11 protein-coding genes and 1 pseudogene are annotated in these 11,838 nt (G+C 53.6%); 4 read left to right on the top strand and 8 right to left on the bottom strand.

What is annotated here, in order from left to right; genetic code table 11:
• Positions 1 to 169: 169 nt before the first annotated feature.
• The 3 genes from ACR0K9_RS21065 to ACR0K9_RS21055 are packed head-to-tail and all read right to left on the bottom strand — an operon-like array spanning position 170 to position 2,803.
• The gene (locus tag ACR0K9_RS21065; RefSeq protein WP_480826032.1) at positions 170 to 1,081 is read right to left on the bottom strand and encodes a PhzF family phenazine biosynthesis protein; all 912 of its coding nucleotides are present in this window, start codon (positions 1,079 to 1,081) and stop codon (positions 170 to 172) included.
• 55 nt (positions 1,082 to 1,136) lie between these two features.
• The gene (locus ACR0K9_RS21060) at positions 1,137 to 2,117 is read right to left on the bottom strand and encodes an alpha/beta fold hydrolase (RefSeq protein ID WP_480826030.1); all 981 of its coding nucleotides are present in this window, start codon (positions 2,115 to 2,117) and stop codon (positions 1,137 to 1,139) included.
• Positions 2,118 to 2,176: 59 nt separating this feature from the next.
• A complete protein-coding gene (locus ACR0K9_RS21055; RefSeq protein WP_058273058.1) occupies positions 2,177 to 2,803 on the bottom strand; it encodes a pyridoxamine 5'-phosphate oxidase family protein in 627 nt (208 codons plus the stop codon).
• Between the two features lie 82 nt (positions 2,804 to 2,885).
• Here ACR0K9_RS21055 and ACR0K9_RS21050 point away from each other — a divergent pair, with 82 nt between their 5' ends.
• Positions 2,886 to 3,851: a LysR family transcriptional regulator gene (locus tag ACR0K9_RS21050; RefSeq protein ID WP_480826028.1), complete on the top strand. Its 966-nt coding sequence runs from the start codon at positions 2,886 to 2,888 to the stop codon at positions 3,849 to 3,851.
• Between the two features lie 19 nt (positions 3,852 to 3,870).
• Here ACR0K9_RS21050 and ACR0K9_RS21045 read toward each other — a convergent pair whose 3' ends face one another.
• From ACR0K9_RS21045 to ACR0K9_RS21030, 4 genes are all read right to left on the bottom strand, one after another.
• The gene (locus tag ACR0K9_RS21045) at positions 3,871 to 4,440 is read right to left on the bottom strand and encodes a carboxymuconolactone decarboxylase family protein (RefSeq protein ID WP_480826026.1); all 570 of its coding nucleotides are present in this window, start codon (positions 4,438 to 4,440) and stop codon (positions 3,871 to 3,873) included.
• 137 nt (positions 4,441 to 4,577) lie between these two features.
• On the bottom strand, positions 4,578 to 5,063 hold the full coding sequence (locus tag ACR0K9_RS21040; protein WP_480826024.1) for a YHS domain-containing (seleno)protein: 486 nt from the start codon (positions 5,061 to 5,063) through the stop codon (positions 4,578 to 4,580).
• A 48-nt stretch (positions 5,064 to 5,111) separates the two neighbouring features.
• A complete protein-coding gene (locus ACR0K9_RS21035; protein ID WP_480826022.1) occupies positions 5,112 to 5,978 on the bottom strand; it encodes a cysteine hydrolase family protein in 867 nt (288 codons plus the stop codon).
• Between the two features lie 161 nt (positions 5,979 to 6,139).
• Positions 6,140 to 7,150 carry an AraC family transcriptional regulator gene (locus tag ACR0K9_RS21030; RefSeq protein ID WP_480826020.1) on the bottom strand — a complete coding sequence of 337 codons (1,011 nt, stop codon included), beginning with the start codon at positions 7,148 to 7,150 and terminating at the stop codon, positions 6,140 to 6,142.
• 194 nt (positions 7,151 to 7,344) lie between these two features.
• On the opposite strand from ACR0K9_RS21030, the gene ACR0K9_RS21025 reads away from it, so the two are divergent.
• Positions 7,345 to 8,217: a bile acid:sodium symporter family protein gene (locus ACR0K9_RS21025; RefSeq protein WP_480826018.1), complete on the top strand. Its 873-nt coding sequence runs from the start codon at positions 7,345 to 7,347 to the stop codon at positions 8,215 to 8,217.
• Between the two features lie 337 nt (positions 8,218 to 8,554).
• Here the strand turns inward: ACR0K9_RS21025 and ACR0K9_RS21020 are convergent, their stop codons facing one another.
• Complete coding sequence (locus ACR0K9_RS21020) at positions 8,555 to 8,908, bottom strand: GFA family protein (protein ID WP_480826016.1); 354 nt, start codon at positions 8,906 to 8,908, stop codon at positions 8,555 to 8,557.
• A gap of 116 nt (positions 8,909 to 9,024) precedes the next feature.
• Here ACR0K9_RS21020 and ACR0K9_RS21015 point away from each other — a divergent pair.
• A pseudogene (locus tag ACR0K9_RS21015) lies at positions 9,025 to 9,246 on the top strand (type VI secretion system contractile sheath large subunit); the annotation flags it as partial.
• A 553-nt stretch (positions 9,247 to 9,799) separates the two neighbouring features.
• Complete coding sequence (locus ACR0K9_RS21010; protein WP_480826014.1) at positions 9,800 to 11,668, top strand: adenylate/guanylate cyclase domain-containing protein; 1,869 nt, start codon at positions 9,800 to 9,802, stop codon at positions 11,666 to 11,668.
• Positions 11,669 to 11,838: the final 170 nt, after the last annotated feature.

Here is an 11,838-nt window from a genome sequence, read left to right as displayed (position 1 = left end):
GCTCGTTCGACCCCAGAGAGAACCATGACCCCGATGCGATCTAAATCCGCCCTTGAAAGCGAAACCGCAGATTGAGAACTTTGCAAAATTCAGCGGACGGCCCAATTCGGACGTCGCCCGATGGGCGTCGTTGCTGCGGTGCAGCCCGCCATTCGCCGCGAGCGCCACGCTAGAAAACAATTCGACGCGAGCACATGACCCTGCCGAAACCACCTGCCATGAGGCCAGAGATTGTTCCATTATCGATTTCCAGATCGATTTTTATCAGGCTCGGACTCGCCGGGTTCATAAACACCCCTTGTTCGATTTGAAATGATCGTTGAGATGATCCGACAAAGTCGTGCAATACACACGCTAAAGGCCCCGCAGCCATCCCCGTCGCGGCTTCTTCTTCAATCGCATATCTGGGCGCAAACATGCGGGTTGTCGCGTCTCGGTTGGTCGCTGATGGGTCTGTTGTAAAGACGTAATAGCCGACCAGATCCAGTTGTTCGCTGATTTGTGTGATTTTGGCGAAATCTGGTTTCACCTTGGCAAGACCTTCGGCATCAGCGAGGCCGATAACAATGAAACTGTTGCCGGTATTGACCAAAACCGGTGGGATCTCCTGATCAAGTTGATGTCTGCTGATCCCAAGGGAGTTCAGTACATCGTCGATGCTTACACCCTTTTCCGCCCATTCCTCTGGTATCGCGTATTTTGGGGCCAGTTGTTCCATATAGGCGGCACCTTCTTTCATGAGTATGCGCCTCGGCCCATCAACCGTCTCCTTCGAGGTGTTGGGATTGGAAATCCGGCCTAGCGCATCAAGGCGCGAGAAGGCGGCGATTGTTGCGTGACCGCAATGAGCAATGCGCCGGTTTGGTGTGAAGAAATCAAGTTTGAAGCCTTCAGTCTCAGACCGAGAGACAAAGGCCGTTTCGGACAATCCAACCCTTGCCGCAACGGCTTGCATATCCTGTTCGCTCAATTCATCAGCGTCCAGGACGACGCCTGCGGGATTTCCTCCTGCGCCACCGTCGACAAAGCCGTGTACGATTTCCACCGTTACCTCTACGGCAGTATTTGTTTGCGTATTCATTGACTTACTCCATGCGTGAGGTCGCACCTTTGAGCGCGGTGCGGCCAGTTCCACGTCAGTTGCTAGCGGTGGTGATGCGGTTCAGAAAGGCGGCCATCTGCGCTGCAATCTCGGGCCCATACTCTTCGAGTGCAAAGTGTCCCGTATCGAGCAGATGAAACTCGAGATCATTCAGATCGCGTTGATAGGGATAGGCGCCTTCGACCGGAAAGATGTGATCATTTTTGCCCCACATCAGCAGCGTTGGGGGTTGATGTTCGCGAAACAGCGCTTGCCATTTTGGGTACTCGGCAACGTTGGTGCCGTAATCCAGAAAGAGTTCAAGTTGCACCTCTTGATTGCCATCGCGGTCAAGCAGGTATTGGACGTGCCAATAGTTATCCGGGCTGATCAACTCGGGTTTTTGAACTCCGTGGGTGAACTGCCATTTGGTGGCATCCAGAGTGAGGAATCCACGAAGCTGGTCGCCATTCTCTTGCGATGGCTCGGCCCAAAGGGCTTTGATTGGATCCCAGAACTCGCGCAGCCCTTCTTCATAAGCATTCCCGTTTTGAATGATAAAGCCAGTGACCCGTTCGGGTTGTTCCGCAAACATACGGAAACCAACCGGGGCACCGTAATCCATCAGATAGACCGCGTATTGATCGATACCTTTCCGGTCAAGCAGCGCCGTCATCATTCCAGAGATATTTGCGAAAGAATACTCGAAGTTTTCGGCCATCGGCATGTCCGACGCGCCAAATCCGGGGAAATCGGGCGCGATCACGTGGTAGTTCTCGGCCAGTTCCGGGATAAGGTTACGGAACATATGCGAGGAAGTCGGAAAGCCATGAAGCAGCAGGACGGTGGGCCTGCTCGGATCTCCGGCCTCACGATAAGCGATACTGACTTCGTCGATTTTTTCGGCGCGGAAATAGACGGCCCGCGTGGCCTCAATTTCGGTCCCTGCTGCGATTGCAGGAGCTGGTGCAATTGGTGCAGCGATTGAAAGCGCGAGAATGCTGGCGCTCAGGACGGATTTCAAATTGCGCGACATGGGTATTTCCTTTCATTGGGTTACGGGGACGCGTCTGAACACGCCAGGATTGACACGGGTCAGTTTTGCTGTCCGAGCGACGCTTCGAGCCTTGCGTTTCGTGCTTTCAGCGCTGCCAGTTCAGTGCGAAACGGGGCCAGATAATCTTCAAACTCTTCAAAGGTCAGGCGTTGGGGGATGTGCTGTGGGCAGTTCCAGTCCATCGCTTCAAGCTTGATCACAACCGCCCGCTCCGGGTGAGCGCGATAGTCCGGCGCTCTCAGGCGCTGCATCAGGGCCGGATCGTCCTCGGCACCAATGATCATCGCCTGACCCCAGATCTTGAGACGCTTCTGATTGGGGTAGTCCATCAGGATCAGCGAGATGCGGTCATTGCCCAGCAGATTCCCAGTGCTGAGATACTGCCGGTTGCCGCGGAAATCGGCGTAGGCAAGTGTCCGTTCATCCAACACTTTCAGAAAACCCGTTGGACCGCCGCGAAATTGCACATAAGGCCAGCCGGTTTCTGAGACCGTGGCCTGATAGAAGCCGTCCCTTTGCGCGATGAAGCTGGCCTCAATCGGGCTGATCAGGTCCTCGTGACGGGTGCCTTCCAGAAACTTCGCGTAACCGTTCGCTGAACCATTTTTGGCCTGCGTTTCGCGCACGGAAGGCGTGAAGCTGATCTCTGCAAAGGGTCGTGCCATTGAATTCTCCATCTCGGTCTGGGCGATGCCCTGGGACTGAGGTGAAGTTAATCAGATCTTCTATGTTGCGGAATTCAGATACTTGGCAATATTTTATTCCAAAAAGTGGAATAATGCTGTGGACAGATTTCACGCGCTAAACGTCTTTGTGAAGGTGGCCGAGTTGAAAGGTTTTGCCGCGGCGGCCCGCCACCTCAACATGTCACCACCGACAGTGACCCGATTGGTTTCTATGCTTGAAGATAGCCTCGGGCTACGTCTTTTTGTACGCACAACGCGCTCAGTGATGCTGACTGATAGCGGGCAAAGGTTTTTTGAGGATGCCAGACGTATTCTGGCTGACCTTGAAGAGGCCGAGCGCGCCGCTGTCGGTTCCTATGCCGAACCGACCGGGGAAATTAGTGTTACTGCATCAGTCTTGTTTGGCCGTATGTTCGTCACTCCAATTTTGGGCGATTTTCTGGATCTGTATCCAAAGCTCTCAGCGCGCACGCTCTATGTGGACCGAGTGGTCAATCTGATTGATGAGGGTCTCGACGTCGGGATCAGAATTGGCAACCTCGCTGATTCCAGTTTGATGGCTGTCAGATGTGGTACGGTGAGGCAGGTCGTGTTTGCTTCCCGTAAATATCTTGACCGATATGGCGAACCAGATACGCCCGACGATTTACCCTGCCATGCAATCATTAATTCAACTGCCTTGAATGCATCGGCCCAATGGCATTTTCAACGGGGCAGAAAGACTGTCACCAAACGCATGAGCCCACGCATCAGCATGAACACAAATGACGCTGTGATCGAGTTGGCCTTGCAAGGTCATGGTGTCGGGCGGCTTCTGTCCTATCAAGTCGCACCCTACATTGCAGATGGGCGGCTCAAGACTGTTCTAAAGTCGTATGAACCACCCGAAGTCCCCATCCATCTTGTGCATCAAGAGGGACGAACCGTGTCTGCGAAGGTGCGCACTTTTGTTGACTTTGCTGTCGGACGTCTCAAATCAGATCCCCTTCTTGTCGGGAACCAAACACAGGTCCAAAAGCAAGATTAACAAATGGGCGGGCGTCGCGCTATTCAGCCACCGCCGCGACCGGGGCGATCCATGCATTTGGCACAAAGGCATCATCCAACGCGGTGTCCGCCACATGGTTCGTATAGTTCGACAAGGTTTTCAACGCTGTGCCGAGGATGACTTCCAGCATAGATTGGCGTGTGTAACCAGCCGTCAGAAACGCCTCGACCTGTGCGTCGCTGGGCCAGCCTCGGCTTTCGTTGATCACGATGACGAATTTGCGCAGTGCTTCCAATTTGGGGTCGGCGATAGGGCTGCCATCGCGTAACGCTGCGATCACGTCTTCGGGGACACCGGCCATCTGTGAAAGAGTGGTATGGGCGGCCATGCAGTACTTGCACCCGTTCAACCGGTTGTTAGTCATAAGGATGATCTGGCGCTCAGTCTCTGACAGGCTGGTCTTTCCAAAGATGTTGGAAAGTGTCGTATAGCCTTCCAAAATTGCGGGCGCTTCGGCCATGGCCGCATAAAGGTTGGGCACAAAACCATATCCTTTCAGCGATGCTTCTAGAATTGGTTTCGCGGCATCAGGGGCTGAGGCGATTGTATAGGTCTCAAAATCAGTCATGTCTGGTTTCCTTTGGGAAGAGTTTTCGACGCACGCAAATTGTCATTGCGGACAGGGCGTCTTGGAGAAATGCCGGCCTTTTGGGGAGGGGAGAGGCAGCGGTGGCTCCGACCGGCAAAAGCCACCAAATTCCTCGATCAAAGGCTGCCGACAGGCGTGTGGTGGATGTCTGCCCACTTGGCATGGGCGCCTTGGATCACGGTCTCTTTGTCCTCAAGGTACTTCTTGAAGATGTCCTCATTCACAAAGAGATAGAGCTTGTTGTCCACGATATCGGCATACCGAACATCGCCATCAAGCTTCCTGCCTACATAGACGCCAAAGGCGCAGAACCCGCCGAATTGAGGCAGATGTGCCGTCGGATTCGCCTCGAATGTGGCTTGCGCTGCCTGCGACGCAAAATAGTAGTCCACTCCATCATGGGCCGATGTAAAAGTGGCGTTGCCCATTTCGGGTTTTTCGGCTTCAAACATCGATACAGGATCGACGCCATGCATGCCGAGGGGCTGCCCGGTCAAGGTAAGACTGTTCGAAACGTTGTATTCATCGTCAGCCAATGCCGCCGCCGCCAGGGCGAGAGTCAACGCTGTTGTAAGTGCGGGAAATGTAAAGATGCGTGTCATGATATGTCCTTTCAGGATGTCAGGATCAAATTTGAAGATCGATTTGGGTCAGGCCGATTGGCCAATGCGCTCAACCGCGTCGTCGGTCCACCAGACGCCGTTGGCGACCATTCGGAAGTTGATTATGGCTGCGAGATACCCGTCACCTTCAGGCACCTTGGCTCCGGCCGTGGCATCGCGAACGACAGCAACTTCGTAGCCCAGCTCCAGCAGTTCGTAGAGATGCGCTTGCGTACACAGGTTCGCCGACATCCCCGCAAGGATCACCTTGTCGATCTTGCGCTTGCGCAACTGCAGGTTCAGGTCGTTCTGAGCAGGGCTATAAACCTTGTGGGGCGAACAAATGATGGTTTCGCCATCCTCAATGTACTTTTTGTACTGCGGCATCCAGTCGGCACCTGAGCCCTCGAAATTGTCCAGGTTGAGCGGTCCCAGGCGGTCAAACATACCTATGCTGTGCATCGTGGCTTCCAGAGTGCCCTCGAACTCCCACTTGTGATCATGCGGGTAGTAATAGTGGGGCGAGATGAAGACCGGCATCCCGACTGCCTTAGCGGCGATGAAAAGCCGTTCGATATTGTCGACGGTGCCCTGTTCGGTCACGCTTTCGCCAACAACGCCCCACGTCACACCGTCCTCTGACAGAAAATCAATCTGGGGGTCGGTCACCACAAGCGCGGTACGCCCCGGTTCGATGGTCATGTCGATTTGGGGAAGGCCTGGATTTTCCGGGTCAGCATAGTAGGCGCGGGCCTCATCGGTCGCGGCAAGGGCCTGCCCGCCAGCCACTATTGTTGTACCTGCCGCGGCCGCACCGGCGGCTTGTTGCAAGAGTCGCCGGCGCGCCATATCAACGCGTTCGGGCGTGACGTCGCAAGCGCAGCTTGCTCCATGTTTGTGGTCATGATTGCTCATTGCAAATTTCCTTTGTCTGAGAGGGGCAAATGGGTTTGCTTTACTCCGGAGCGCCCCAGGTGGATCTGACAAAGAAGAAGTTAGGCACAACATTGGCCGAGGTATTGGCAGGCCCTGCCAAGGTTTTGACCGAACCTGCCATGTGGTCTTGAGGTGTACGCCTAGTCGGAGGTCGCTTGCTGTCGGAAACGAGCGGGAGCCTGTCCGACCCAACGCTTGAAGGCGCGGCTGAACGTGCTCTGTTCCGAAAACCCGGTCATAAAGGCGATCTCGGCTATGGAAGCCTTACCGTCACGGAGCAGGTCACGAGCGAGTGCAACTTGTGCCTGACCAAGAACGTCGCGATAGGTCAGCCCTTCTTCGGCCAACCTGCGATAAAGGGTGCGCTCGCTCATTCCCATCTCTTGGGCGACATGCGCCGCCTGCGGTGCGCCGTTACTCAGGGCTGGCGTAAGTCGATGAACAAGTACGTTGCTCAGTGACAAATCATCATCCAGAGAATTGAATTCCTCATCCAGATGTTTCGTCATGAAATCTGACAAGCCCGGATCGCCAAGACGATTTACGCATTCGAGCATAGCAGGGCGCATCGCAATGGCGTTGTGGTCGCTCACAAATCGAACCGGGCACCCGAAATATTCGGCGTAACGTTCTGGCTCTTGTCTGCATGCATGCTGAAACGTGACATATGCGAGCGACAACCCATCACCCACAAACCGATGCATGTTCCTTGCAAAGGCAGCAAGCGCGCATTCGTTGCGCAGTTCCAAGGCGGCGCGATGTGGTGTTTGTCCTTCAAAAACCCAAAGGACCGGATCGCCAGTTTCATCAAGTCTGTAAACTGCGGTGTCCGTCACGAGACGAAAATAACGCTCGATCCGTTGCAAAGATTGCCTCAAGGTCGGAGCTGTCTTTACGGCCAAGCCAAGTACGCCGAGATCATCGGTCGCAATCGCGTTCGCATAGGCCTCAACCAACGCGGCCTCGTCCGCTTGTTGCGCACGAATCCAATCGATCAGATCGAAATACGCATCATCCGCCAATTGGCCATCTTGAGCTTCTGGTAAACGCAGCATGACAGCGCCATTCGAAATCAGAGCGCCATCGTCGTTCAACGTCATCCCGGCGGCGTTGGCCATCGCGCGGGCGAATGCATAGGTTACACTTGCCATACAGTGAGATTAGCACTGGAAAGCTCTTTCACACCAGATCGTCCAACCCTGTGATAGGTATAATAAATAAAGACAGCCTCGATCTTCGGGCGCTTGAGGATAAATGCGCCAAACTGATAAAACTCGTCATCAGGTTTTCTGAACGGTATCGTCCGAAAGCGTGCGGAAGCATGCAGTCATAGAGGTCATGATAGATGGGCGAAATTTTTATATCTGTGCTGCTGCCGCTCGCAGTTGTTGTCATCATGTTCTGCCTTGGCCTCGGACTCACAGCGGCTGACTTTCAACGCATCGGACGACGTCCACGTGCCTTTTGCGTCGGGGCTCTCAACCAGATCATTTTGCTGCCTTGCATCGCTTTGATGGTGATCTTTATCTTTGGGATTTCCGCCGAGACAGCCGTTGGCATTATGATTTTAGCGGCCTGTCCGGGCGGGGCGATCAGTAACATCGTAACCAAGCTTTCGAATTGGGATGTTGCTTTGTCCGTTACTCTTACAGCAGTCTTCAGTCTGACTTGTGTCGTTACCGTACCGCTTATCCTGGGGTTTTCGATGCAGATGTTCATGGGGGCAACTGCGCCCGCTATCGACATCTCTTCGACGGCTTTAGCAATGTTTTTTTTAACAACTTCTCCAATCCTAGTCGGGGTGACCGCGCGGTCACTGGCGCCGCGGATTGTAGCCGCTGTCGAACCAGTCTTTAGCAAGGTCTCTATGCTACTTTTTGCGCTGGTCATCGGAGGCGCGATCATTTCAAACTGGGTGGTGGTCGCGGATAACTTCCTTAGGCTTGGACCCGCACTTTTGGTTGTAGGTGTGTCACTCACGTTTATTGGCATCATGAGTTCAGGGATGCTCGGATGCACAGACATCGAGGCGAAGACGATTTCAATTGAGACCGGCGTTCAAAATGGAGCTTTGGGGATCGCAATTGCCACCTTGCTGTTGCCTAACACCAATGGGTTAAGCGAATATGCCATCCCATCCGCAATTTATAGCGTGGTCTGGATCGTAACAATGTTGCCTGTGTTCGCTTTCCTTGCGCGAAGAAGCCCAATTTTATGATCCTGACGTCTATTTGCCAGCTCTGGTTATGGGCTGGGCCAAGTCCCTTAGTTTCCATGCCGGAGCGTCATCTGGTCAAAGAGCGATCAAGGAACTCCCAAGCCCTCTGTGGAACGGCCGCTTTGGCGATTTTCCCTGTTGAAGGGAAAACTGTTGCTGCCAGTGCGGTGGATCCTGCGTCAGCGAAGGTGTAGACTCCAAGGTCAGTTTTGTCCGCCTCACTGCCAGTCCAAGCCCGACCAGGTGAACGGCCCTGATCTCGAAAAACAGCCGTTCATGCCTGGCGCGGCGAACTTGCGACGCGAGCCCTAAGCTACCTAACATGCGCTCTCTCGGCTCAGAGCGAATTCCCGTCGTACAGTTCCTCTGGCAATCTCATGGCATCAAGTTCATCGACGCAACCGAGGTTTGCGCGATAGTGCCCAGGGTTCAGTCGTGTCTCGACAAATGTGTGGACGCCACAACGGCTGCAAAAGTGATGTCGCGCTGTCATCGTGCCAAACTGGTAAGTCGCGAGGACACCTTCTGGATCACAAATCTCAATATCTGTGGGCGCAATCGTAGTTGTTGTCATCGCGATCCCTTTGCGTGCGCACAAAGAGCAGTCGCATCGCATGATGCGTATCACTTCAGGACACACGAAGGCGAATGTAATAGCTCCGCAGTGGCAGCTTCCTTCGTATTTTTTCATTTGTGAGACCAATCCCTCTTCACGTCGTACAGTGGCGCTACTTGAAGTAGGTCGCCTAGCTTGGATTCTTCACGACACCTGAATGTCGGTTTTGTCCGCATTGCCGCCCCAGGCGATTAAGCGAATGGATCAACCGCTACGTGCTGGCCAACCCGGCCATGGCGGATGACAAGACCAAGGCGAGTCGCCCGCTGGCTGCCGCCGAGGTGGAGGTCGACAACGTCGAAGGGCGCCCGGGTTACTACAACGCCCGCTTCTTCCTAAGGCCCCACTACCAACTGGAAGGGATCAACGCGAGCTTGCGGCTTGTATCTGAACTGCCGACAATTAAGAACTGAACTTAAGGAACAAGAACTCTGCCCGTATGAATGATCGCCTACGTGAAAGTGCTGGAAGTCGCCGCGGAGACCCGTCGTGGGCATCAAAAGGATCAAAATTAAATCATGCCAATCGATTGAAACATGACACAGGCCTTGAAACGAAGGTCGGTTCAGGTCGCACTAGTTCGCGACGGTAGCATAATTCCACTTCGTTCCGTTGATTTTGTGAGCTGCGTTCGCTGCGTGCAAAGCGGCCATTCAGATTGAAGACGGCAATGGCAACTAAGTCCGGCATTTGGTGAGTTCATAACTCCGTGTATATTGCCTGCGCAGCGAACGGCATCAATGCGGATTGCATACGCAGCATTCGAACATAGCGCTCAAGGTCGGCTCCGGGCCGTACTAGCGGGCAGTAGTCATGCTCCGGATTGAAGTGCTGCAACCGCCCCAGCGGCGGCAATGAGCCCGAAGCGGTTATTGATCTTCGGGGAAACTAGAAAAACCTAAATGCTTGACCAAGCGCCCTTCAACACAGAGCATGATGTGACGCGGAAGCTCCCAGGGACGGGCGATGGAAAGACGCATAACCGCAATCATTGCCGCAGATATAGTCGGGTTCAGTCGCTTGATCGAACGCGACGAGGTCGGTGTTCTACACCGACAAAAGACAATCACGAAGTCAATTATCAAGCCTGCGCTCAATCTGCATCACGGAAGGGTAATAAAGACGACAGGTGACGGCTTTCTCGCTGAATTCCCCTCAGTGTTTGCCGCGGCGAATTGCGCGATTGAATTGCAAAAGACAATCCTCAACTCGCAGGCCCAAATTGCGGAAGGAGACCAAATTAGCTACCGGATGGCCGTGCATATTGGTGATGTAGTTGCTGACGAAGGCGACTTGTTGGGAGATGGTGTGAACGTTGTTTCGCGTCTTGAAGCGCTCGCTGCTCCAGGCGGCATCGTTGTATCTGATGTTGCTTACAAACTATTGCAGAAACAACTGCCCGTCCGCTTCGTCTCGGGAGGCAAAAAGCAGCTAAAAAACATACTTGAGCCGGTAGAGATCTATCATATCAGCGTCGACGGTGTTGGAGACGCAAACGTAGCCGACGAGCCATTGGGCAAGCTAAGCAGGCGCCTGAGACTTGGTGTGTATGCGCTCGGTTTGGGTCTGCTTTTGGTCGGGACATGGTTCGCGGTTACAAGCTTTCCGAACCGTCAAACTGAAAACGATTTGTACAATGGTCGCACGTCGATTGTCGTGATGCCGTTCAGTGACACCGGGTCGCTCCAGGGACAAGACTATTTTGCTGACGGACTGACGCATGACATCACGACCGATCTATCCCAACTTCCAGAGTTGTTCGTTATATCACGCGCGAGCGCCTACAGTTACAAATCTACGAGCGCTGAGCCCAGGCAAATCAGCCAAGATTTGGGCGTACGCTACATTTTGTCCGGAAACGTAAGGAAAGTCGAAGACACGATCCGCATTAACCTGACGCTGGTGGATGGCACGACAGGAGGGGAGATATGGGCAGAAAGGTTTGATGGCGAAACAGAAAATGTTCTCGCTTTTCAGGATCGGGTCGTCAATCGAGTAGTGTCTTCTCTACCGGTGGAGCTCGACGTCCAGCAAGTTGCCAGAAGCGAAATTGGTGGCACCAAAAACCCTCTTTCTTTTGATGCATACCTTCAAGCTCTGCATCTATACGACACTGGCACAGCGCAGAGTTTCGCTGAGGCTGTACCTTATCTTGAGGTCGCTACGAAACTTGATCCCGACTACGGGCGAGCATATGCGCTTCTGGCTCTGATTTACTTTGAAGCTTGGCAAAACTACTGGCACGCAGAATTTGGATACCAAACCGAACTGGAGCGCCGGTTTCTCAAAAGGTCTTCGGAAGAGACGCTCGAGTTAGCGAAACAAAACCCTACCGCACTCGCTTACCTGGTGACGGCGCAGATTATGCGTGTCGACGGCCAAACCAATGAAATGTTTCAGCAAGCCGTAAACGCCTTGGAGGTTGAACCGAACTCAGCTGACGCTCTATACACACGCGCTTTGGCCCGCCTACTCAATGGTGAAACGAATGCGGCACTTACAGACATTGAGAAAGCCATCGCTGCGAACCGAATTTACCCGACGTACTACCTGACGTTAAAAGGTGGCATTCTGTTTTCTCTTGAGCGCTATGAGGAAGCAGCGTCTGTCTTGGAGGTAGCGCGTTCGAGAGAACCTTCTTCGCGGGATGCGCTGATGTTCAATGTCGCAACTCTTTCCATGCTTGGTCGTTCCGTTGAGGCTGAGATGCGGGAAATCTGGAGGCTTGGAGAACGCATTCACATTTACAAAACCCGGTGGCGGTTCAACAATGATAGCGATTGGGACAGATTGGCTGATGCGCTTCGATCTGCCGGCGTCTCCGAAGATTACTAGTCAAGTAGCTAAACCGATCGACTTGCGCAGATCTTTTTTCAGCGCTAGATGCCGCCCGGCGGCGAACGGCGTCTTTGTCCCGATTCTGTGGAAAAACAACGTGTTGCTGACGCAGAAAGTGACCATCTGAACTGAAGGCGAGCGCCTTTCTTATCAGGCTTTTCGCGTTT

The organism is Ruegeria sp. L12 (assembly GCF_056531745.1).
The sequence above is the reverse complement of the archived record's forward strand: the minus strand, read 5'-3'. Positions and strand labels throughout refer to the sequence as shown.